General features: G+C 71.4%; 21 protein-coding genes. 12 read left to right on the top strand and 9 right to left on the bottom strand.

Annotated features, from left to right (window positions below):
• The first annotated feature begins 52 nt into the window (after window positions 1-52).
• Window positions 53-4501 carry a HAMP domain-containing protein gene (locus GA0070613_RS26195; RefSeq protein WP_089014705.1) on the top strand — a complete coding sequence of 1483 codons (4449 nt, stop codon included), beginning with the start codon at window positions 53-55 and terminating at the stop codon, window positions 4499-4501.
• A gap of 90 nt (window positions 4502-4591) precedes the next feature.
• On the opposite strand, the gene GA0070613_RS26190 is transcribed toward GA0070613_RS26195, so the two are convergent.
• The gene (locus GA0070613_RS26190) at window positions 4592-5449 is read right to left on the bottom strand and encodes an SAM-dependent methyltransferase (RefSeq protein WP_231929482.1); all 858 of its coding nucleotides are present in this window, start codon (window positions 5447-5449) and stop codon (window positions 4592-4594) included.
• Between the two features lie 292 nt (window positions 5450-5741).
• Between GA0070613_RS26190 and GA0070613_RS26185 the strand changes: the two genes are divergently transcribed.
• The 3 genes from GA0070613_RS26185 to GA0070613_RS32415 all read left to right on the top strand — a co-directional run bounded on the left by GA0070613_RS26185 (window position 5742) and on the right by GA0070613_RS32415 (window position 7334).
• The gene (locus GA0070613_RS26185) at window positions 5742-6215 is read left to right on the top strand and encodes a molybdenum cofactor biosysynthesis protein (protein WP_089014703.1); all 474 of its coding nucleotides are present in this window, start codon (window positions 5742-5744) and stop codon (window positions 6213-6215) included.
• Between the two features lie 94 nt (window positions 6216-6309).
• Window positions 6310-6813 carry an ATP-binding protein gene (locus tag GA0070613_RS26180; protein ID WP_157746545.1) on the top strand — a complete coding sequence of 168 codons (504 nt, stop codon included), beginning with the start codon at window positions 6310-6312 and terminating at the stop codon, window positions 6811-6813.
• Window positions 6814-6845: 32 nt separating this feature from the next.
• Window positions 6846-7334, top strand: coding sequence for a hypothetical protein (locus tag GA0070613_RS32415; protein WP_157746544.1), 489 nt, complete (start codon window positions 6846-6848; stop codon window positions 7332-7334).
• On the opposite strand, the gene GA0070613_RS26170 is transcribed toward GA0070613_RS32415, so the two are convergent.
• Window positions 7241-7822, bottom strand: a complete 582-nt coding sequence (locus GA0070613_RS26170; protein WP_089014701.1) for a TetR/AcrR family transcriptional regulator — start codon at window positions 7820-7822, stop codon at window positions 7241-7243. The genes GA0070613_RS32415 and GA0070613_RS26170 overlap by 94 nt on opposite strands.
• 147 nt (window positions 7823-7969) lie before the next feature.
• On the opposite strand from GA0070613_RS26170, the gene GA0070613_RS26165 reads away from it, so the two are divergent.
• Both GA0070613_RS26165 and GA0070613_RS26160 read left to right on the top strand, forming a co-directional pair.
• Window positions 7970-9163: a thiolase family protein gene (locus tag GA0070613_RS26165; RefSeq protein ID WP_089014700.1), complete on the top strand. Its 1194-nt coding sequence runs from the start codon at window positions 7970-7972 to the stop codon at window positions 9161-9163.
• Between the two features lie 149 nt (window positions 9164-9312).
• On the top strand, window positions 9313-10401 hold the full coding sequence (locus GA0070613_RS26160; RefSeq protein WP_089014699.1) for an SRPBCC domain-containing protein: 1089 nt from the start codon (window positions 9313-9315) through the stop codon (window positions 10399-10401).
• A 2-nt stretch (window positions 10402-10403) separates the two neighbouring features.
• On the opposite strand, the gene GA0070613_RS32410 is transcribed toward GA0070613_RS26160, so the two are convergent.
• A complete protein-coding gene (locus tag GA0070613_RS32410; RefSeq protein WP_157746543.1) occupies window positions 10404-10937 on the bottom strand; it encodes a DinB family protein in 534 nt (177 codons plus the stop codon).
• 354 nt (window positions 10938-11291) lie between these two features.
• On the opposite strand from GA0070613_RS32410, the gene GA0070613_RS26150 reads away from it, so the two are divergent.
• Complete coding sequence (locus tag GA0070613_RS26150; protein ID WP_089014697.1) at window positions 11292-11414, top strand: 50S ribosomal protein L36; 123 nt, start codon at window positions 11292-11294, stop codon at window positions 11412-11414.
• A gap of 223 nt (window positions 11415-11637) precedes the next feature.
• Here GA0070613_RS26150 and GA0070613_RS26145 read toward each other — a convergent pair whose 3' ends face one another.
• Together GA0070613_RS26145 and GA0070613_RS26140 are read right to left on the bottom strand one after the other, a co-directional pair.
• Entirely contained in the window at window positions 11638-12567 is a 930-nt protein-coding gene (locus tag GA0070613_RS26145) for a thioredoxin family protein (RefSeq protein WP_089014696.1), read from the bottom strand.
• A gap of 9 nt (window positions 12568-12576) precedes the next feature.
• Window positions 12577-12765 carry a hypothetical protein gene (locus GA0070613_RS26140; RefSeq protein ID WP_089014695.1) on the bottom strand — a complete coding sequence of 63 codons (189 nt, stop codon included), beginning with the start codon at window positions 12763-12765 and terminating at the stop codon, window positions 12577-12579.
• A 343-nt stretch (window positions 12766-13108) separates the two neighbouring features.
• Here GA0070613_RS26140 and GA0070613_RS26135 point away from each other — a divergent pair, with 343 nt between their 5' ends.
• Together GA0070613_RS26135 and GA0070613_RS26130 are read left to right on the top strand one after the other, a co-directional pair.
• Complete coding sequence (locus GA0070613_RS26135; protein WP_089014694.1) at window positions 13109-14275, top strand: low temperature requirement protein A; 1167 nt, start codon at window positions 13109-13111, stop codon at window positions 14273-14275.
• A 116-nt stretch (window positions 14276-14391) separates the two neighbouring features.
• A complete protein-coding gene (locus tag GA0070613_RS26130) occupies window positions 14392-15462 on the top strand; it encodes a PIN domain-containing protein (RefSeq protein ID WP_089014693.1) in 1071 nt (356 codons plus the stop codon).
• A gap of 16 nt (window positions 15463-15478) precedes the next feature.
• On the opposite strand, the gene GA0070613_RS26125 is transcribed toward GA0070613_RS26130, so the two are convergent.
• The 3 genes from GA0070613_RS26125 to GA0070613_RS26115 form a co-directional block, all read right to left on the bottom strand.
• Window positions 15479-15820: an MmcQ/YjbR family DNA-binding protein gene (locus GA0070613_RS26125; RefSeq protein ID WP_089014692.1), complete on the bottom strand. Its 342-nt coding sequence runs from the start codon at window positions 15818-15820 to the stop codon at window positions 15479-15481.
• Between the two features lie 215 nt (window positions 15821-16035).
• Window positions 16036-16977 (bottom strand): sensor histidine kinase, encoded by a 942-nt coding sequence (locus GA0070613_RS26120; RefSeq protein WP_089014691.1) that lies wholly within the window; start codon window positions 16975-16977, stop codon window positions 16036-16038.
• A gap of 231 nt (window positions 16978-17208) precedes the next feature.
• On the bottom strand, window positions 17209-18423 hold the full coding sequence (locus tag GA0070613_RS26115; RefSeq protein WP_231929480.1) for a PP2C family protein-serine/threonine phosphatase: 1215 nt from the start codon (window positions 18421-18423) through the stop codon (window positions 17209-17211).
• On the opposite strand from GA0070613_RS26115, the gene GA0070613_RS34550 reads away from it, so the two are divergent.
• The gene (locus tag GA0070613_RS34550) at window positions 18322-18876 is read left to right on the top strand and encodes an ATP-binding protein (RefSeq protein ID WP_408631015.1); all 555 of its coding nucleotides are present in this window, start codon (window positions 18322-18324) and stop codon (window positions 18874-18876) included. The genes GA0070613_RS26115 and GA0070613_RS34550 overlap by 102 nt on opposite strands.
• Before the next feature lie 871 nt (window positions 18877-19747).
• Here GA0070613_RS34550 and GA0070613_RS26105 read toward each other — a convergent pair.
• Window positions 19748-20500: a GAF and ANTAR domain-containing protein gene (locus GA0070613_RS26105; protein ID WP_172875900.1), complete on the bottom strand. Its 753-nt coding sequence runs from the start codon at window positions 20498-20500 to the stop codon at window positions 19748-19750.
• A gap of 258 nt (window positions 20501-20758) precedes the next feature.
• On the opposite strand from GA0070613_RS26105, the gene GA0070613_RS26100 reads away from it, so the two are divergent.
• Entirely contained in the window at window positions 20759-21121 is a 363-nt protein-coding gene (locus GA0070613_RS26100) for an STAS domain-containing protein (protein ID WP_089014688.1), read from the top strand.
• 688 nt (window positions 21122-21809) lie between these two features.
• Entirely contained in the window at window positions 21810-22460 is a 651-nt protein-coding gene (locus tag GA0070613_RS26095) for an MIP/aquaporin family protein (RefSeq protein WP_089014687.1), read from the top strand.
• Window positions 22461-22468: the final 8 nt, after the last annotated feature.

Raw genomic sequence — 22468 nt, 5'->3', positions numbered from 1 at the left:
CGAGACGACGACGGCGAGGCGACGGCCCTCGGGGAGCGGCGCGGGCGCGCCCATGACCGATCCGGGCCTGCGGCAGTTGCTGGCCGGCCTGACGGCGGTGCGCGACGGCGACTTCGGCACCCGGTTGCCGGAGGACGCCGACGGGCTGCTCGGCGAGATCGCCACCGTCTTCAACGGCATGGTCGACCAGTTGTCGCTGTTCACCTCCGAGGTCACCCGGGTCGCCCGGGAGGTCGGTACGGAGGGGCAGCTCGGCGGTCAGGCCGAGGTGCCCGGGGTGTCAGGCACCTGGAAGGACCTCACCGACTCGGTGAACGCCATGGCCGGCAACCTCACCGACCAGGTCCGCGACATCGCCGAGGTGGCCACGGCGGTGGCCCGGGGCGACCTGTCGCAGAAGATCACCGTCGATGTGCGGGGCGAGATCCTCGAACTGAAGATCACCATCAACACGATGGTGGACCAGCTGTCGTCGTTCGCCGACGAGGTGACCCGGGTGGCCCGGGAGGTGGGCAGCGAGGGCCGCCTCGGCGGTCAGGCCGAGGTGCCCGGAGTCGCCGGCACCTGGCGCGACCTCACCGACTCGGTGAACTTCATGGCCGGCAACCTGACCAGCCAGGTCCGTAACATCGCCCAGGTCACCACGGCCGTGGCCCGGGGTGACCTGTCGCAGAAGATCACCGTCGACGCGCGCGGCGAGATCCTGGAGCTGAAGAGCACCATCAACACGATGGTGGACCAGCTGTCGTCGTTCGCCGACGAGGTGACCCGGGTGGCCCGGGAGGTGGGCACCGACGGGCGGCTCGGCGGTCAGGCCCAGGTCAGCGGCGTCGCCGGCACCTGGCGCGACCTCACCGACTCGGTCAACTCGATGGCCGGCAACCTCACCGACCAGGTGCGCAGCATCGCCCAGGTGGCCACCGCGGTGGCCCGGGGTGACCTCTCGCAGAAGATCACCGTCACCGCGCACGGGGAGATCCTGGAGCTGAAGAGCACCATCAACACGATGGTGGACCAGCTGTCGTCGTTCGCCGACGAGGTGACCCGGGTCGCGCGGGAGGTCGGCACCGAGGGCCGCCTCGGCGGCCAGGCCGACGTCAAGGGCGTCTCCGGCACCTGGAAGGACCTCACCGAGTCGGTGAACGTCATGGCCGACAACCTCACGGCCCAGGTGCGCAGCATCGCCGAGGTCACGACCGCGGTGGCCAAGGGCGACCTGACCCAGAAGATCCGGGTGGACGCCCGTGGCGAGATCCTGGCGCTCAAGGAGACCATCAACACGATGGTCGACCAGCTCTCCGCCTTCGCCGACGAGGTGACCCGGGTGGCGCGCGAGGTGGGCACCGAGGGCCGGCTCGGCGGCCAGGCCCGGGTGTCCAACGTGGGCGGCACCTGGAAGGACCTGACCGACAACGTCAACGAGATGGCCAACAACCTCACCAACCAGGTGCGTTCGATCGCGCTGGTGGCCACCGCCGTAGCCCAGGGTGACCTGAGCCGGCAGATCACTGTCGAGGCCAAGGGCGAGGTCGCCGTGCTCGCCCAGACCATCAACACGATGGTCGGCACGCTCGGCGCCTTCGCCGACGAGGTCACCCGGGTGGCGCGCGAGGTGGGCACCGAGGGCCGCCTCGGCGGCCAGGCCCGGGTGCCGAACGTCGCGGGCACCTGGAAGGACCTCACCGACAACGTCAACTCGATGGCGAACAACCTGACCGGCCAGGTCCGCAACATCGCCCAGGTCACCACCGCCGTGGCCCAGGGCGACCTGACCAGGAAGATCGACGTCGACGCGCGCGGCGAGATCCTCGAGCTGAAGACCACCATCAACACGATGGTGGATCAGCTCTCCAGCTTCGCCGCCGAGGTCACCCGAGTGGCCCGGGAGGTGGGCAGCGAGGGCCGCCTCGGCGGCCAGGCCGAGGTCGAGGGCGTCTCCGGTACGTGGAAGCGCCTCACCGAGAACGTCAACGAGCTGGCCGGCAACCTCACCCGGCAGGTCCGCGCCATCGCCGAGGTGACCAGCGCCGTGGCCACCGGCGACCTCACCCGCTCCATCACCGTCGACGCCCCCGGCGAGGTCGGCGAGCTGAAGGACAACATCAACTCCATGGTGGAGTCGCTGCGCGAGACCACCCGCACCAACCAGGAACAGGACTGGCTCAAGACCAACCTCGCCCGCATCTCCGGACTGATGCAGGGCCACCGCGACCTCGACATCGTCGCCGGCCTGGTGATGAACGAGCTGGCCCCGCTGGTCGCCGCGCAGCTGGGCACGTTCCTGCTCGTCGAGGAGACCCCCGATGGGACCGTTCTGCGGGTGGTCGGCGGCTACGGGCACGACGCCAGCCGCCGCCGGTACGCCCTCGGCGACTCCCTGGTCGGCCAGGCCGCGCTGAGCAAGCGGGCGATCGTGCTGGACGCCGTACCCGCCGACTACGTCACCGTCTCCTCCAGCCTCGGCGCCGCCGCGCCGCTGCACCTGGTGGTGCTGCCCGTGCTCTTCGAGGACCAGGTTCTCGGGGTCATCGAGCTGGCCAGCATGAGCCGCTTCACCGAGGTCCAGCGCGACTTCCTCGACCAGCTAACCGAGACCATCGGCGTCAACGTCAACACCATCGTCGCCAACGCCCGGACCGACGTCCTGCTCACCGAGTCCCAGCGGCTCGCCGCCGAGCTGCGGGCCCGCTCGGAGGAGCTGCAGGCCCGCTCCGAGGAGCTGCAGCGGTCCAACGCCGAGCTGGAGGACAAGGCCGCCCTGCTGGTACGGCAGAACCACGACATCGAGACGAAGAACTCCGAGATCGAGCAGGCCCGCCAGGAGCTGGAGGCCCGCGCCCAGCAGCTCGCGCTCGCCTCGAAGTACAAGTCCGAGTTCCTGGCGAACATGAGCCACGAGCTGCGTACCCCGCTGAACTCGCTGCTCATCCTGGCCCAACTGCTGGCCCAGAACCCGAACCGGAACCTGACCGGCAAGCAGGTGGAGTACGCCACCGTCATCCACTCCGCCGGCACCGACCTGCTCCAGCTCATCAACGACATCCTCGACCTGTCCAAGGTCGAGGCCGGCAAGATGGACATCAACCCGGAGACGTTCGACCTGTCGGTGCTGCGCGACTACGTCGACGCCACCTTCCGTCCGTTGACCACCCCGCGCGGGCTGGAGCTGGACATCGTCACCGGCCCGGACGTCCCCACCCAGCTGCACACCGACGAGCAGCGGCTGCGGCAGGTGCTGCGCAACCTGGTCTCCAACGCGGTCAAGTTCACCGAGCAGGGCCGGGTGCAGCTGCGCATCGAGCGGGCCCGCCCGGACGAGCTGCCCGGCGGCATCGAGCTGGAGGAGGAGCCGATCGTCGCCTTCCGGGTCATCGACACCGGCATCGGCATCGCCCAGCAGCACCTGACGGCGATCTTCGACGCCTTCCAGCAGGCCGACGGCACCACCAGCCGACGGTACGGCGGCACGGGCCTAGGGCTGTCCATCAGCCGAGAGATCGCCCAGCTGCTCGGCGGCCAGATCACCGCGCAGAGCGTCCTCGGTCAGGGCAGCACCTTCACCCTCTACCTGCCGGTCACCGCCACCGGCCCGCTCGCGCCCGACACCGCCTCCGTCGCGGTCGGCGACCACCCGGCCGGCTCACCGGAGCCGGACCCCCACCGGCGGGCGGAGTCCCGGCTGCTGGTGCTCGAGCCCCGAGACAAGGGGCTGCTCACCCTGCTGGCCCAGGGTGTCGCCGCGGAGACCGGCAGCCCGGTCGAGGTGTCCACGACGGTGGACGCCGCCTCGGCGGTGGAGGCGCTCACCGCCCACCGCCACCGCCTGCTGGTCCTCCGCCTCGACGCGTCGGACGACAGCGGCACAGCCCTGCTCAAGGCGCTGAACGACAACTCGGACCTGCGTGGCGTGCCCGTGCTGGCCTACCACGGGCATCCGCTGACGCCGGGCCAGGAGACCCTGCTGCTCGCGCTGGCCCAGGACCGGCCGATGGAGATCCTGCGCAGCCTCGACGAGCTGCGCGAGCGGATGGCGCTGCACCTGACGGCGGACACCCCGGAACGCGTCGTGCCGTTCACACCTCCGGCCGCCGACCGGCTGCCCGTCAGCGACCCGCTCGCCACGGCGCTGACCGGCCGCAAGGTCCTCGTCGTCGACGACGACGCCCGTAACGTCTTCGCCCTGACCAACATCCTGGAGTTGCACGGCATCGACGTCGTCTACGCCGAGAACGGCCGCAAGGGCATCGAGACGCTGATGCGCCACGACGACATCGACCTCGTCCTGATGGACGTGATGATGCCGGAGATGGACGGGTACGCCGCCACCGCCGCGATCCGCGCGATGCCCCGCTACGCCGACCTGCCGATCATCGCCGTCACCGCGAAGGCCATGTACGGCGACCGCGAGAAGAGCATCTCCTCCGGTGCCAGCGACTACGTCACCAAGCCGGTCGACGCCGACGATCTGCTGCACTGCATCCACCGGTGGCTCACCAACTAGAGCCGACCGCCGTCCGCCTCGGGACCGGGCGGCCCGGAGGCGGGCGGCGACGCTCACGTGGCGGTGCCGGCCCGTGGTCCGTCGGTGTGGTCAGGGTTTGCGGGCCACCGCCGCGTACATCGAGGCCTGCGCCGCGGGGGTGCGCCGCTCCGGCGGGTCGTCCGGTCGCCACTCGGTGACCGGGCTGACGCCCGGCGGGATCAGGTCGAGCCCGTCGAAGAACGACGCGAACTCGTCCCGGGTGCGGAACGCCATGTCGATCATGCTGGTGGCGGCGGACGGCGCGGCGGCGGCCGCGATGTGCCGTGGCACCAGATCCGTGGTGGCGTGGGAGACCACCAGGTAGCTGCCGGAGGGGAGGGCCTCGACCAGCCGGCGGGTCACCCCGTACGGGTCGTCGCCGTCGGGGAGGAAGTGCAGGATGGCGACCAGCATCAGCGCGACCGGACGGGTGAGGTCGAGCGTCGCCCGCAGGTCGGGATGCCGCAGGATCCGCTCGGGGTCGCGCAGGTCCGCGTCGACGTAGGCGGTGGCGCCATCGGGCGCGCTGGTCAGCAGGGCGCGGGCGTGCGCCAGCACAATGGGGTCGTTGTCGACGTAGACGACCCGCGATTCCGACCCGACGCCCTGGGCGACCTCGTGCATGTTCGGGCTGGTCGGGATGCCGGTGCCGATGTCGAGGAACTGCCGGATACCGACCTGTTCGGCGAGGTGGCGGGTGGCCCGCTGCATGAACCGCCGGTTCTCGATCACGGTGGTGCGGATCGCCGGGTAAGCGGCGGCCACCGCGTCACCCGACTCCCGGTCTGCGGCGAAGTTGTCCTTGCCGCCGAGCCAGTAGTCGTAGCGGCGGGCGGCGTGCGGCACCGTCGGGTCGATCCGCGCCGAGGGCGAGGCGTCTTCCACCAGGGGCCGCCCGCCCGATCCGGGCGACTGGGTGTCGGCCACCGCGACCTCCAAGGGCTGTGGGGAACGGCACGGCGATCGTACCGACCGGACGGCCGCCCGGTGGTCCCGCCGCATTCGTGACGGTGGATATCGGCGGGTGGAGCGCACGACCCGACCGCCAGCACCTGCTACTCGAAGTGGCTGACCCCCGACTCGCGCCGCATCTGCGTGTCGAGCGCGGCCGGCAGCCTGACCAGCAGGCTGATCAGGGCGAGCCACGTCTGGGGTCGGTTTACTCCTTCACCTCCTGACGCCGGGACGACCGCGGCTGTCGCTTCTTAGAATCGCCGCCATGCCGCAGATCGTGCAGTTGCTGGCCTCGCCCGTGCACCGTTACGTGGGCCGGCCCGCGGACGGTCCGACGCCGGCGCCGCCCGGTGAGCTGGTGGCGGAGATCCACGTCCGCGCCGGCCTCGGCATCGTCGGCGACCGGTACTTCGGCAAGCCGGCGCACCGCGAAGCGAGCGTGACCGTGATCGCGCAGGAGTCGCTGCCGCCCGACGTCGATCTGGTGCAGGTCCGACGCAACGTGCTCACCACCGGCATCGCCGTCGACGAGCTGGTCGGGTCCGTGCTGATCCTGGACTCGGGACAGGGCCCGGTCAGCCTTCGGGTCCGCCGGCCGGCAAACCCCTGCGCCTGGATGGACGCCACCATCGGCCCCGGGGCCTGGCGGGCGCTGCGCGGCCGGGGCGGGATCCGCTGCAGCCCACTGAACGACGGCACCCTGCGCGTCGGCCCGGTCGAGGTCAGGATCGTCAGCTGACCCGGCCGGAGCCGTATTCGTACGCGCCGTGAGCTGCGATGGTTGTCTTTTGGCAAAGGTCGCGAAGTTTGCGATGATGTGTAGCCTCCTAGCCGTGACCGAGGATCCCAGGGCATCCGACGTGAGCCACCCGACTCCCGGTCCAGCCACGAGCGTGGCGCTGATGTCGCAGGACTTCACCGCCTCCACCGTCACCGCCCTGCGCCACGGCCTGGCGGCCGCGGTGACCGGCGCGGGGCTGGCCGGCGACGCCGGCTACGACTTCGTCCTGGCGGTGCACGAGCTGGTCACCAACGCCGTACGCCACGGCGGCGGCCACGGCCACCTCGCCCTGCGGCGCCAGGACGACGTGCTGATCTGCGAGGTCAGCGATGGGGGCGCCACCCTGGGAAGACTGCCCGTGCGGCTGCCCGCGGTCGATGTCGCCGGCGGACGCGGGCTCTGGCTGGCAAGCCAGCTGGCCGAGGGACTCATCTTCGCCCGGGGGGTGCACGGACTCACCGCCACCGTCACCGCCTGGCTGTCCCCGGACGGCGTACCCGCCATCGCACGACACCACGACAAGCCCGACGGGTCCGTGGAGGACGACGAGCAATGACGCCTCAGCTCAGGTGGCAGCACCGGACCCGCGTGGAGCCGGACGCCACCGTCATCGACTCCACGGTCATCAGCGCGCTCATCACCGCCCGGCACACCGCCACCGGCGCCGGCAAGCGCTTCGGCATCATCAATCCCACCGGTCTCGACGGTGCCGAACTGGAACAGGGTCTGCACGATCAGCCGGCAGTTGCCGTCCGCGGTGCCGTCCAGGGTCACGGTCGGCACGGTGATGGCCGGCTGCCCGGCGAGCCGCGCCTCGATCTCTGCGCATCGCGGGTCGTCGCCGGCGAGGCCGAGCCGGTGCCGGTAGCCGTGGACGACCACGTCGACGAAGTCCGGATTGTCGAAGGCTGCGGCGGCCCGGTCCAGGGTGGCGTCGTCGAAGGGCCATTTGGGATCAGACGGTTGCCTGGACGCCGGGCGTCTCACCGCTCCCTCGCGCCGGCGAGGAGGTCCCGGACGAGCTGCGTCGCCGCGTCCGCCGCCCCGGCCGACTCCGAACGGGCGGCGCTCGCGTAGAGGCCCTCCACGATCAGCCAGACGCGGTCGGCGAGCTGGCCGGGGTCGGTGACGCCGAGGCGGGCCACCAGCCGGTCGATCTCGGCGCGGCTGTCGCGCAGGTAGTCGCGGGCCAACCGGGCGGGCTCGCTCTGGTCGTCCGGGAACTCGGTCAGGTAGATGCGGAACGCGCAACCCCGGAACTCCGGTCGGCCGACCGTGGTGACGATCTCTCCGACGAGTGCGAGCAGTTGCGCGGCCGGGTCATCGCCGGGCACCTCGCCGGCCGCCGCGGCGGCGGACCGGGCCCGTTCCCGCCGGCACTCCCGAAGGTAGGCCGCCACCAGGTCGTTCTTGCTGGGGAAGTGCGTGTAGAGCAGGTTCTTGCCGCACCCCGCGGCGTCGATGACCTGCTTCATGCCCACAGCCCGGACGCCGTACCGGTAGAACAGGCCCGCGGCCGTGTCGAGGATCCGTTCCCGGCTTCCCGGGGCCGCCGTGCGCGCCATGGTCCCCTCCCTGTCGCTCCGTTGTGTCGAGGATAACGGACCGGTCGGTCCGGAAACGGTTGACCGCCCTGTGTCGTGCGGCGCAGTATCGGGCTGTTCAGTCCCGGACCGATCGGTCCGGATCGGGTCGGCAGTCAGGAGACAGCGATGCGTGACGCGGTCATCGTCGAGGCGGTTCGGACACCGGTGGCCAGGGGCAAGCGGGGCGGTGCCTACAGCGGGGTCCATCCGGTGGACCTGCACGCGCACGCCCTGCGCAGTCTGATCGCCCGGATGCCGGGGCTCGATCCGGCGGAGATCGACGACGTGATCGGCGGCGCCGTCGCCCAGGTGGGCGAGCAGAGCACCAACACGACGCGGCTCGCCGCCCTCGCCGCCGGGCTGCCCGAGTCGGTGCCGGGTGTGACCGTCGACCGGCAGTGCGGCAGCAGCCAGCAGGCGCTGAGCTTCGCCGCCCAGGGACTCGTCGCCGGTGCCTACGACATCGTCATCGCATCGGGCGTCGAGTCGATGAGCCGGGTGCCGATCGGCAGCGCAGCGGTCGTCGACGGCGTCCGGACCGACTTCGCCGGTCCCACGGTCGCCGAGCGCTACCCGGGCGGCCTCATCCCGCAGGGCGTCAGCGCCGAGCTGATCTCCCGCAAGTGGGCGCTGTCCCGGACCCAGCTCGACGAGTTCGCCGCGACCAGCCACCGCCGCGCCGCCGAGGCGTGGCGAGAGGGCCGGTTCGTCACCCAGGTCGCGCCACTGCCCGGGGCCGAGCTCACCATCGACGAGACGATCCGTCCGGGCACGACCGTGGACCGGCTGGCCGGGCTGCCGGTGGCCTTCGCCGACCAGCGCTGGACCCGCCGGTTCGGTGCGCTCGACTGGAAGGTGACGGCGGGCAACTCCAGCCCGCTCAACGACGGTTCAGCGGCGCTCCTGCTGACCACGAGCGAGATCGCCCGGCAGCGGGGCTGGCGTCCGCGGGCCCGCGTGCACACCGCCACGGTGGTCGGTGACGACCCAATCCTCATGCTGGCCGGCATCATCCCGGCCACCGCCAGGGTGCTCGCCCGCGCCGGCCTGACCATCGCCGACATCGACGCCTTCGAGGTCAACGAGGCCTTCTCGTCGGTCGTGCTGGCATGGCTGGCCGAGACCGGCGCCGATCCGGCGAAGGTCAACGTCGACGGCGGCGCCATCGCCATCGGACACCCGCTCGGGGCCAGCGGAGCCCGACTCGCCACCACCCTCCTGCACGTGCTCGAACGCACGGGCGGCCGGTACGGCCTGCAGACGATGTGCGAGGCCGGCGGCACCGCCAACGCGACGATCATCGAACGAATCGACGCCTGAGCCGCCCGGTGCGCAGCCGACGACCTTGTCCGTGCCTGTGTGGCCCACCGATGATCCAGGTCATGTTCCTGCCGGGAGGCCGAGCGGGGACGACACCGGCGGGGGATCCCCTCCGGCCGGGCCGGCCAGCGGGACCGTAGAGTCTCGCCGTGATTGAGATCGACACCGCGGTCGACCTGACCCATCCCGCCGACCTGGTCTGGCGCGCGTTGACCGACCGGGAGTTGGTCGCCCGCTGGTTCACCGAGGTCGAGGCGGTGGCCGGGGCGCGGGGGCGGCTGCTGGTGTGCACGGCCGGGCTGGCCGGCTTCGACGCCGCCGTCGACGCGGAGGTGACCGAGCGGCGGGAGCCGGAGCTGCTCGCGCTGCGGTGCGACGAGGCGGGCCGGCGTACCCGGCTGACCTGCACCCTCACCTCCACAACCGAGGGCTGCCGGCTGGTGGTGCGCGAGGTCCTGGAACACGGCACGTGGCCGGCGGACCAGCGCGACCGCCGCGAGCAGTACTACGACCAGGCGCTGACCGGACGGCTGCCGGCCATCCTGGACTGGTTGGCGTTCCAGCAGGTCGACCTGCGGCGCGGTGATCCGGCGGTGACCGCCCAGTTGCCGGTCACCGAGCTGATCGACGACGAGCCGGCGCCGGCCGGCCGCAGCCGTGGACCGCTGCTCATCGCGGTGCTGGCCGGCGCTGTGCTGGCCGCCGGCCTGGCAGTGTGGGCCGTGCTGCCGGCCGAGCCGGACCCCGCCGCCGGCACGGACCCGGCACCGCTGCCGGCGCCGACCGCCGCGACGGCCACGACGCGCCTACCCCGGGCGGCCCTCCCCGTGCGTCCCAAGCCGAGCGCCGGCAGCGGTAGCGCCCGCCCCAGCCGGACGCCCACGGCCAAGCCGTCGGGCGCGACCGCCTCGCTCCCGCCAGCGGCCGGCGTCCTGACCGCCCGCTACGCCACCGTGTCCACCCGAATCTTCGGCTACACCGGTGAGGTGGTGGTCGACAACGCGGGTAGCGCGGCGGCGAATGACTGGAGCGTCGTCGTCACGCTGTCAGAGGGCGGCACGATCGCCGGTGCCAGCGGGGCTGACTGGCGGCAGGACGGGCAGACCGTCACCTTCACCGGAGCACCCGTACCGGCCGGAGGGTCGGAGACGTTCACCTTCGACGTCCGCGACGGCGACCCGCTCACCAAGGCGCCCGAGAGCTGCACGCTGGGCGCCGCCCCCTGCGCGGCCCCTTAGGATCACCCCGCCGGGTCGGCAGCGGTCTCCGTAGCGGCTTTGGACCGGGCGGCGCGGCGGATGTCCAGCAGGTGGTGCTCGCCCTCGTGGACGGTGTGCTGACCGAGCCAGAGCAGCGTCCGGACCTGCGGTTGTGGCCAGGGGTACGCACCGGTGCGGGCGAGCTCCGCGCGGCCGAGCACGGCGAACCGGGCGGCCAGGTGGTCGCCGGCCGCGGTCAGTTCGGCCAGCACCACCGCCGGGTCCTGCGCGTTGTACGCGTCGGCGACGGCCCGCTCGTCGCGACCCATCGGGGTGAACTCCGGTTCGTCGACGGCCAGGGCCAGCGCGAGTCGCTCGCCCTGGACGCGGAGGACGTCTCGGACGTGGCAGGTGTACTCCAGCGGCGACCACACGCCCTCGGCCGGGCGCCGGCGTAGGTCCGGCACCTCGGCCAGCGCGGCCGCGTACCGGTCACCCAGCTCGCGCAGCAGCTGCGGCAGCGCCTCCGCGGGCGCGCTGGCATAGACGAAGGCGCACTCGTCGCAACGATCCACGGGGTCAGGGTAGCGCCGCCGCCACCGGGAGTCGTCCACGCCGCAGTGGCCGCTGCGGTGGCGGGATGGCCCGCTCAGGTGCGAGCCCGAGCGCCGCCACCGTACCGACGAGCTGCGAAAGAGCCGGCGGCGGACGGCCGCCGCCGCCCTCCGCCCGGTTCCGGGCCGAGAGGTGCCAGTGGTGCGGTGCTCGTCGGCCGGCCGGCGCGGGTATGCCGGTTCGCGTGCCGGGTATGCGACACCTGCGGCGCTCGGCCGGCCGACGGTGCTGCGCCGCTGCCGGGCGAGGTTCATGCCACCGGCGACGTCGATCGGTGGGCGCCGCACACCGACGCTCGGGAAGGATGACGCGCGATGAAGGTGCGAAGCTCCCTGCGAGGACTGAAGCGGAAGGTGAACTCGATCGTGGTGCGCCGCCGCGGCAAGGTGTTCGTGATCAACAAGGCGGATCCGCGGCAGAAGGCCCGGCAGGGCTGACACCGGACACGACCGCTGGGCGCGGGCCATCACGGATGACCCGCGCCCCGGTGGGCGCCAGGGTGGGGTCAGCCACGCGCGCCGGAGCCGCTGGTCGCGTGTTCCGCGAGCTGGCGGTCGCCCCCTGCCGGGCGTCTTGCTTGCGGCGGGTGTGTCTTCGTCAGTGCGAGGTCATTGGCCCGCTGCCCGAGGACGTGGCTGTCCCCTCGGGAATCTTCTCGCTCTACGGGCCGAATGTGAAAGCGAACGCGCGGAGGCCGGGTTGGCTGGCGACCAGGGTCAGTAGGTGATCGTCCCGGGACGCGCCGTCGACCAGCCGAGTCATTGCCGCCCGGTTGAGGTGCGCCACGGCGTCCGGACCGACGTCGGCGCCGCGCTCGTCGCCGATCGGTTTCCCATCGAGCAGCACCCGGACCGCCGCCTCCCCGGACGGTCCCGGGTCCACGACGAGGTTCACCTCGCCGGCGTTGAAGGCAAGGGCGATCTCGCCGGTGCCGCCCGCGAGTTCGACGTACTCGCCGCTGCTGTGCCAGTCGCCGACCAGGTCGAAAGTGCCGGGCAGGCGTTGGTCAGTGCCGACATACGTCTCGGCTGTGACGCCGGCGTAGGAGGGTAGCCCGGTCGCGGCGAACGTCATCACCTCGGGGCTGACCGGAGGCAGCTCGGTTGCAGGCACCGCCGCGACGAGAAGCCGGCGGATCTCCGCCTCCACGCGGTCGTAGCTACCCTCCCCGACCCACCGATCGACGGGTCTTCCCTCCGCATCGAACAGATACTTCGCCGGCCAGGCGTTGTTGCCGAGGGCCCGCCAGACCACGAAGTCGTTGTCGAGCGCGATCGGGTAGGTGAGCCCGTGGTCGCGGATCCCCCGGCCGATGTTCTCGGCACGCTTGCCGAACTCGAACTCGGGCGCATGCACGCCAATGACGACCAGGCCCAGATCGGCATAGTCCCGGTGCCATGCCTTCACATAGGGCGACGTGCGGATCCAGTTGATGCAGGTGTACTCCCAGAAATCAACCAGGACCACCTTACCGTGGAGCGCATCACCGGTCAGCGGTGCAGAGTTCACCCATCGCTCAGCAGCGAGCTCAGGGATTCGAAGGGTCAACTCGTCAAGACCGGAGTCACGTCGTGAGAAGAAGAGCGGCATGTCGGCCGGTCAGCGTAGCGGCCGGAACGCCGCGCGAACCTCGCTCGCGAACAGTTCCGGCTGTTCCCAGGCCGCGAAATGACCGCCCATGTCGACCTCGTTGAAGTAGATGAGCTGCCGTCGGCGGAGTTCGACGAGATCCTCCTCCGGAATTTCGACGCGGAACGGGCGGACCCGTACTGCAGTTGCTGTCGCCATCACGGATCCTCATCCCTCCGAATGCGATGCGTGGTGCGGCCTGGCCCGGGCGGAAGTCTGGAAGGTGGCTCAGCCGGGGAAGCGTCGCACCGCCGAGCGCGGGCGGTCCCGGTCGTCGGTGGGACGCCCACCGGCTCCGACCAGGGCTTCCGCCTCGTCGGATCCAGGGTAGAGCGAACGGGATTGGGGTGTGCCGAAACCGTCCGGTTGACCTCCGTGGGCGCGTACCCCGACGAGGTGGCGGCGGGCGCGGGCTCGGCGCCGTACAAGCCGGGACGGCGAGACCGCCCCGGGTCGCGGTCGGCGATGGTATGAAGGCGGGGGAGCGCCGGGGGGAGCCGCGATGTCGAGCAGGCCGGACGCGCTGCTGCGACGCCGTGGCGAGCCCTTGCGGGCGTCGTTCCTGGAACTCTTCTTCGACCTGGCCTTCGTCCTCGCACTGCAGGAGCTGTCGCTCGTCCTGCTCGCCGACGTGAGCGTCGCCGGGGCGGCGCGTACCGCCCTGCTCCTGCTGCCGCTGTGGTGGGTCTGGGTGGTGACGGCCTGGTTCACCGACTGGTTCGACCGCGCCAACCGCTGGGTGCAGGCCCTGCTCGTCGGCGCCGCGCTCGGGATGCTCCTGATGAGCGTCGCTCTCCCGGAGGCGACCGGCGGTCGGGCCGGGCTCTTCGCCGGGGCGTACGTCGCGATCCACGTCGGCCGCACCGTCGTCACGGCGGTGGCGCTCCGGGGGCATCCGTTGCGCCGCCGTACGCTGCGGATCCTGGCCTGGTTCGGCACGACCGGCATCCTCTGGTTGGTCGGGGCGGGCTGGCCGGCGGCCCGGGTGCCGGTCTGGGTGGCGGCCCTGGTACTGGACTACACGGCGCCGCGGATGGGTTGGCGGACGCCGGGGCTGGGCCGCGCCCGGCCCGGTGAGCTGCGGCTGCGGGGCGGGCATCTCACCGAGCGGTTCCAGCAGGTCTTCATCATCGCGCTCGGCGAGCTGATCATCACCGCGGGCGTGGCGTACTCGGCGACCGGCCTGGCGGCGGCGCAGTCGGTCGCGTTCCTGTTGGCCTTCGCCACCGCGGTGCTCATCGGCCTGCTGTACGTCACGCCGGCCGGCCGGAACCTGGGCACCGCCTTCGACGAACGGGACCCGTCCCGGTTCGGCACCGTCACCGCCTACCTGCACCTGGTGCTGATCGCGGGCGTGGTGGCCACCTCGGTGGCCACCGACCTGGTGATCACGCATCCCACCGAACGGGGAACCGGCGCGGTCGTCGCCCTCACCGTCGCCGGTCCCGCGCTCTTCCTCGCCGGCCGGGTCGCCCTGTCCGCCGTCATCTTCCGCCGGTTGTCCTGGCCCCAGCTGCTCGGCCTGCCCACCCTGCTCCTCACCGCGCTCGCCGGGACCGCGTTGCCGCTGCTCGGCAGCGCGGCGGCGACGGTCGTCGTCCTCCTCGTCGTGGCGCTGCTGGACCGCCGGCTCGCGTCTACCGAGCTGGAATCCCGGCCGGGGCGGTGAGCGCGGCGGACTGCTCCCGTGCGGTGGGGAACCGCCGGACGCCGCCGGCGAAATTTCCGCCGACCGCGCGGCCCGCGAGTCGTCCACCGGCCGGGGTCCGGGCGTAAGCTGCTCGCGTGGATCAGGAAGATCGAATTGCGCTGTTCCTCGACTACGAGAACCTGGCGTTGGGGGCGCGCGACCATCGTGGCGGGATGGCCTTCGACTTCCGGCCGGTCGCCGACGCCCTTGCCGAGCGGGGGCGGGTGGTGGTGCGTCGGGCGTACGCGGACTGGTCGTACTTCGACGAGGATCGCCGGATGCTCACCCGGTCGCACGTGGAACTCATCGAGATACCCCAGCGCATGGGCGCGTCGCGGAAGAACGCCGCCGACATCAAGATGGCCGTCGACGCCGTGGAGTTGGCCTTCGAGCGTGACTACATCTCGACGTTCGTGATCTGCACCGGTGACAGCGACTTCACCCCGCTGGTGCACAAGCTCCGCGAGCTCAACAAGCGCGTCATCGGCGTCGGCGTCGAGAAGTCCACCTCGGCGCTGCTCCCGCCGGCATGCGACGAGTTCCTCTTCTACGACCGGCTCGAAGGGGTCGAGGTCCCGGAGGCCCGTGGCCGGCGCGCTCGTCCGGCCCGGGTGCCCGAGCCGCAGCCGGTGGGGCAGGAGCCCGAGCCGCAGCCAGCCGAGGAGGAGGCGCCCCGGGACGTCGACACCCTCGCGGTCCTGGTCGCCCAGACCGTCGCCGGTCTGCAGGGCAGTTCCAGCGGCGCGGTGACCGCCTCGACGTTGAAGCGCACCCTGTTGCGCAAGGACCCGACCTTCAGCGAGTCCGACTACGGCTTCCGGACCTTCGGCGAGCTCCTGCGACACCTCGCCGCGCACAACGTGATCGAGCTGGCGGAGGGCCCCGCCAAGGGCGACCCCGAGGTGTCGCTGCCCGAACACGGTGATCGGGAGGTGGCGTTCGGGCTGCTGCGCACCGTGGTCCAGGAACTGGCGGGCAGCGACGGCACGGTGGCGCTCTCCGGGCTCAAGAACCAGCTTCGCCGGGCGCGCCCGGACTTCAGCGAGAAGAAGCTCGGGTACCGCAGCTTCCTCCAGTTCTGCAAGGCGGCCGCAACCAGCGGCGTCGTCGAGCTGCGGTGGAGCCCCGAGGACGACGACTACCTCCTCACCGCGAAGGCGCCCTGACTGCGGTGAGGCCGTTTCAGTCGCCCAGTCGCTGCCGGGCGAGGAACTTCGGCACCACCATCCGCCACGCCTCCGTCACCAGCTCGGTCATCTGGGCGTGGTCGAGCCGGGACAGGTGACAGCACACCCAGTTGAACCGCAGGTCGGATGCCCGGGGGAGGAAGAACAGATCCGGCTCGGCGGCGACGAGGCCGTTCCGCTGCTCCTTCGGGTAGCCGAAACCCATGGTCTGCTCGTCTCGGGAGAACGCCACGTACACGATGGCGCCGACGCGGAACTTCACGCGGTCGTGGATGAGGTGCTCGGTGGTGCGCGGCAACGTCCGGGCCAGCGCGCGGACATCGGCGACGGTTATCACGGTAGGGACCGTACGGGCGACCCCCGACAATCCGCCGCAGGAGCGCCCGGACGCCTTCACGCGCCACGGAAGTCGGGTGCCGGCCCGGCTCAACCGGCCGGGCCGGCATTCGCGGGCAAGGACGGGACGCGGGGCTGGCCGGGCGGTCCGTCGACGGGCTGGGTTAACCACCCGCGCCGCGGTCTGCCGATCTAGAGTTGCCGCTGCTGCGGGCGTTAGCGGTGCATGTGAAGGCGGATCGTGGTGGCACCGGGCCTGGTGTGGACGCGCACGAGATCGCAGAGCTGGTTGACCAGAACGAGCCCTCGGCTGCCGGGCTGCTGCGGTGGCACCGGAATCCGGCCGGCGAGCGGATTTGTGATGTGCCCAGTGTCGGTGAGCTGGCAGATCAGCCGGGTGCGGTCCGTCCAGACCGCCAGGGTCCCGCCGGCGGCGGTGTGTCTGACCGTGTTCGCAGCCAGTTCGTTGACTGCCAGCGTCAGGTCGGAGGCCCGGTCCGGAGTCAGGCCGGCCGTGATGGCCTCGGCGGTTACCATCCGGCGGAGGGCCGGGAGGGCACGTAGGTCGATGCTCATGGTGGTCGCATTGGCGGGTGGGTCCGGCAGCGGCAGGTTGAACCCGGCGGCGACCGCGACTGGATCGGCGTAATGCGGGCTTTTCCGCACCGCGCTGCCGGTCTGCAGGATCGGATGGGTGCGGTAGGCGTCGTCGAGCCAGCTCTGGCTCAGGCGACTGGTGTCATAGGGGCAGAGGATGGTGGCCCGCCGGCCGGCGAACGCCGCGTTGATCAGGGCCTCGTGCTGCGCGCAAGCGGGGTATTCAGTAGCGGTACGGCCGGCCCAGATGGGTTCGCCGATGATGCGTACCCGCTTGCCGGGGTGGGCAGCGGCGAAGGCGAGCAGCACGCCTGGAATGATGCGCCCGGGGTTGCGCCCGGCCACGCTCATGTCGTGTAGCTGGACCCTGTCCGCGTCGCTGCCGAGCGCGGTGCGGATGTGATCGAGGTTGTCCCCGGGGACGGCGACCATGACCGGCTCATCGGCGGCAAGGCCGGCTTGCATGAACGGCACTGTCCCGGCCAGGTACTCCTCGCGATTGGCGTAGAAGAGGGCGGGGTGCACGAAACTCTCGGTACTGGTGGCGACGGAGATACTCATGCGGCGGCCTCCGAGGGCGTGGTCCGGTCGCCTCGTCGGGCCACAGCAGTGTCAGTCCGGGGACCTGATTGGCGCCGGTCAGGTGCAGTGTACGGGCGACGGCCTGGGAGCAGCCGGTCGGAGTGAACCCGACCGGCGCTGCCGCTGCGGCCTTGGCAAACGACTGCCAGTCCGGTCCGGTTCACCCCTCCTAGTGGCGGGGTGGGCACGGGCGACCTGCCAGCGCCCGGCCTAAGGGTGACTCTGGTGGGCTGCGTAAATGGCCAGTAGGGCGATGTCGTCGGTGGTCTGTTCGGCGGCGAGTGTTGTCATGATGTGGGCGCAGACCGCCTCGGCGGGACCTGGCTCGACGGCTGAGCGGAGTCGTTCGATGCCGACGTCGATGATTTCGCCGCGCCGTTCGACGAGCCCGTCGGTGTAGCAGACCATTACCGCCCCCGGAGGGAACGCGACCTCGGTCTGCCGGCGGACCGGTTGATGCATACCCGTGCCCAACGGAAGATCAACTGGAATGTTCAGGGTGTCGGCCGGCCGTCCTGGTGATGCCAGGATGGGTTGCAGGTGCCCGGCGAGGGACATCTGGATGGTGGCGCGGTCCGGAGAGATCATGGCGTAGAGGACCGTGGCGAGGTTCCCGGCCTCGAAATGGTGGATCTTGCGGTCGAGCAGGGTCAGCGCGTCGGCCGGGTCGTCGGAGACCAGGGCGTAGGCACGCAGCGCGCTGCGGATGCGTCCCATCACGACTGCGGAGCGCAGGCCGTGTCCAGACACGTCGCCGATGACCACGCCAAGCCAGCCCGAGGGGAGGGGGAACACGTCATACCAGTCGCCGCCGACGCCGGCGTCGTGGCCGGGCACGTAACGGGCGGCCATGTCCACAGCCGGCGCGTCGGGTAGGTGGGTGGGTAGCAGGCTGCGTTGCAGGGCGAGGGCGGCGGTGCGGTCGATGCTGCTGGCCCGGGTCCGGCTGGCCAGGCTTGCCCGGTCGGCGGCGAGCTGGAGTAACTGCACGTCGCCGTCGGTGAATCGGTGCGGCCGCAGGCAGCCGACGTACAATATGCCGATCACCTCGCCACCGGCGAACATGGGCACACCCAACAACGAGCGGACCCCCCTGTGGAACAGGATCGGATCGTCGGGGGCGGTGACAGAGTCCAGTCGGACGGGCTGCTTTACCCGAGCGATCCGGCCAGGGAAGCCGCGGCCGACCGGGATCCGAGAGCCGTGCCGGACCTCGTCCAGCCCCTTCGTCGCAGTGGCCACCAACTGCTGGGCGTGCACGTCCAGCAGCAGGATGGCGGCAGTGTCAACCCGCAGCACCTCTCGGACACGGTCGAGGAGCTCATCGAGAAGGTCGCTGACGTCAAGCTGGGACAGCGTCGCGTCTGTGACCGCCTCGATACGACGCAGCCGCTCGTCGCTCCCGCTGCCCTGCACGCCAATCACGGCAGAATCCTAGCCCCTCGCAGGCCCAGGGCAGCCCCTCAGGAGCGCCCTGTTCATCGCGAGGTCCGAGACGGCGGCCCTGGCTTCTCCACCGCGGACTACGGCAACCTCCAGGATCGCCCGCCGCCATCCGCGGCCGGCGGGATGGGCCTATGGATCGCGCAGCAGATGACCGACGACCTGCAGATCGAGAGCAGCCCGGGCGGCGCCGTCGTGCGGATCAGCACCACCGTGCATGATGCGGTCGGCCGTCCCCGCCGCGCGGGGCTGCGGCGTCCCCTGGCCAACGCCCTGTCCGGCTTGCGGGGCATCGTGCGGCTGGCCTGCGTCTTCCCTTCCAGCGTCAGCCTCTCCCGATGCCCCCTCGGCTCCCCGACCACCGCTGGCCGAGGCAGCCACGTGTCGACACCCCCCGCGACAGACCTAGCCCGCCGAACGGGCCACGCCCAGTGATGCCGCGGCGTCACTCTGACCGGCGGCTGCTCCGCTGACCGGCGGCGCAAGCATGCCCGCTCCGGCGACGTCGCCCTCCCCCCGAACAGGCAGCCCGCCGGCCGTGTCCTTGGCGGGGCGACGGCGCCCGGCTCGGACGACCGCTACGGCCGTCACCACCGCCGCCAGCGACATCGCCGCGGCCTGCACCAGCGGCCGCCTCCTGCTCCGTCGACGCCTCATGGCGTTGCCTCCTCACTGTCGCGTCGAAATCTCCTTGTCATGGTGGAGGCGCGACAGTGGCAGTGTGAGAAGTTTCAGCCCATTGGACACGGTCGGGTCTCATCTGCGACCACCCACGCAGCAATAGCCGCGACACACGGTGACGGGCCACGATGCCTCGCCCACCCGCTGCGAGCTGCTGTTGCAGCTCCGCCTGTCACCGCCGGCGACCGTCCTACTACACCCGCCACGACCTGGGCCGGCTGACCCGCTGGTGGATCTTGGCAGCGACCGGCCCGGCGTGCCTGGGATCGCGGCCAACGCCAGGACTGTCGGCCCGGCCGTCCTCGAACGGGTGGACGTCGCCGACTGCCGGGAGTGCTGACCGCCAGACCGCGTGGCCGGCGTCGGCTGTCCGGGACCACCAACTGGCCGCCCTGAGCAGGAACCAGTTACCGGCGCCATCCCTCGCCCGTCCGCCTGGGCGGCCGGGGCGGCTGTGTGCTCAACCGCCCCGGCCTCGGTCGCGCCGGAACCCGGGTACCGGCGGGCACCTCTGCCCAGAATGGGCCATGTCGCGGCGCCGGCCAAGCCGCGGCCGGGAACGTTGCGTGCGCCGCACCTGGAGCCGAGGACTACCGGGTCACCGGCCAGCTGGCAGCTGCCCTGGTCAGAGGTGTTGGCGGGGCACCGCGAACCCGGGAGCCGGCTGCGGGGACTCGCCGCTGACCTGTTTGATGATCTCCGCGGCCACGTCACGCAGTTTGCGGTTTCGGTGCTGCGACGCCTGCCGGAGCAGGGAGAAAGCCTCGGTGGCGGTGCACCGCTGCTGGCCCATCAGCACCCCGAGGGCCTGGTCGATGACGCTGCGGGAGGTCATCGCGTCGGTGAGTTGCTGATGCAGGAGGGCGTGGTCGGCCTGGCGGAGGATCACGGTCAGCGCTGCCGCCCCCTGGTCGGTGAACGCCACGGCGTGCCGGCGTGCCGTGTCGGTGAAGGCGGCGGGCTGGGTGGCGTAGAGGTTCAACGCGCCGACGGTCTCGCCGTCGACCGTCATCGGCAGCGACAGCGAGCTGACGACGCCGAGCCGGAGCGCGTGTTCCCGGTACCGGCACCAGCGGGTGTCCTCACGCAGGTCGACGACCTCAACGACGCGTCCACGGCGCAGGGCCTCGAGGCAGGGCCCCTCGTCGGCGCCGTACTGGATCTCGTCACCCCGGGCGGCGAGGTCGCCACTGCTGGCGACGGTGAAGGCACCGCCGTCCCGCCGCACGGTCAGTCCGCAGGCCACCGCGGGGGTGACGACCTCCGCCGCGACCCGGACGACCTGGTCGAGGAACACATCGACGTGGGGTGAGTCAGCGACCAGGGTCAACAGCCGGCCGTACGCCGAGGCCAGGTGCGACTCAGCAGCATCGGACACCACCGCTACCTCCTGAAAACATGTGCCCGTTCGGTTCGACCGCAGGTGACGCCACCGTCCTGGCTTGCTCCCGGGGGGAGCCGCCGGCCGGTGCATTTTATCGCCAACGAGCCCACGCTTCCCGGTGAGCGGGGTGCGGATCGGGCGGGACGCGGCTAGGGTCAACGTGGGTTCGGACATGAGCCCAGGACCAGTGCCGCCCGCCGACCGCGGGCCGAGCGCCGACCCGGTCCCGACATCCTCACCGAGGAGCAGCTCATGTCCGTGCATCAGGCGTCACACCGAGCGACGCCGGAAACCACCCGCCAGCCGATCCTGTCCCTCGCGGTCGCTCGGGAAGGCCCGGCGGCGGTGGTGGAGGTCCGAGGCCCGCTCGAGATGGGCACCGTCGACCTGCTCATCGACCTCGTGGACAGGGTGATGGCCGGCCAACCGCCCCCGGTGCTGGTACTCGACCTGAGCGGGGTGAATTTCTTCTGCGCCGCCGGGATCACCGCGCTGCTGGCGGTGCGCCAGCGGATCGCTTCGGGCGGCTGCGCGCTGGTGGTGCGCAAGCCGTCTCGGATCATCGTCACTGTCCTCGACATGGTCGGTCTGGGGGACGACTTCACCACCGAGTGACCTGCCTTTCCCACCATGTCGCTGGGTCGTACGCCGCTTTGTTCCGGTCCGCCACATGGGTCATGTCGGACGTCACCTGCCGACTCGGGGACTTAACCCAAAGTCGATCAACCTAAACCCGCGGAACTACCCCGCGAACCGTGGGCTCACTTGCTGGGTGGTCGCCGTGTGGGAGACGCCCCGATTGCCGACCACGGGCTCTTGGCCGATGGCCGCAGCGCGGTCCTGGTGGATCGTGGCGGCTTCGGTGGGTGGACAACGGTCTCGTACGGTGCCTCACGGTTGACCTGCCTGCGTCGGCGCGGTTGCGTGAGGGGGTGTTGCCCCGCCTCGATCTGGCCTGGATGGATGAGGTCGATTCCCGCAACCCCGTCCTGGTCACGGCGTAGGGACTGCTCGTGTACTTTCCGCCCGACGACGTGCACTGATTGCTGCGGGCCTGTGCCGAGCGGTTCCCCGCAGGCGTTGGTTCGCCTCCGGTTCGGACCGGGATCGGTAATGCGCTGATTCATTCGTTGGCGGCCCGGGCCGCCGCAACAGTGTTCGACAATGTCGACCGGGTTCGTTGACCCGCTCCCGAGGGTTTTCTACGGTTCACCCCACGGTGACGTCCGACCTCACGGCGTGACCGACCGGCCCTCGTTTTCCCCCGGACGGGAGGGCCGCCACCCCCACCCTTGGAGGCACCATGGCGCAACGGTGGAAAGTGCCCGGGCTCGTCGGCGAGTTGGCTGCCGAGTTCGCCGGCACCGCGATTCTCATCCTGTTCGGCGTGGGCGTGGTCGCCCAGGTGGTCGCGGCGGGAACCGGCGAGTTCGACAGCATCGCCTGGGCCTGGGGCCTCGGCGTCACGCTCGGCGTGTACGTGGCGGGCCGCATCAGCGGCGCGCACCTCAACCCCGCGGTCACCGTCGCACTGGCGGTCTTCAAGGGCTTCTCCTGGCGCAAGGTGCTGCCGTACGCGCTGGCCCAGACCGCCGGCGCGTTCGTCGCGGCCCTGATCATCCGCTGGAACCACAGCGAGGCGCTGTCCCGGTTCGACCCGGGCCTCACCAGCAAGAGCCAGGGCGTCTTCTCCATCCTGCCCGGCGCCGGCGTGACCGAGTGGGGCGCGCTGCGCGACCAGATCATCGGAACGGCCTTCCAGGACGCCAGTGGATACCCGTACTTCTGGGTGCCGCTCGTCGGGCCGCTCGTCGGGCCGCTCGTCGGCGGCGTCATCGGCGCGGGCCTCTACGAGCTGATCGGCGGCCGCTTCCTGCCCAGCGAGGACGAGCCGGAGCCGGGCACCCTGGCCACCGAGACCGCCCCGGCCGGGGCCGAGTTCGCCCGGGTCTGACATCCGCC

The organism is Micromonospora inositola, assembly GCF_900090285.1.
GTDB classification, from domain to species: domain Bacteria; phylum Actinomycetota; class Actinomycetes; order Mycobacteriales; family Micromonosporaceae; genus Micromonospora; species Micromonospora inositola.
Note: the sequence above shows the minus strand (reverse complement) of the source record. Positions and strands in the feature narration are given on the sequence as shown.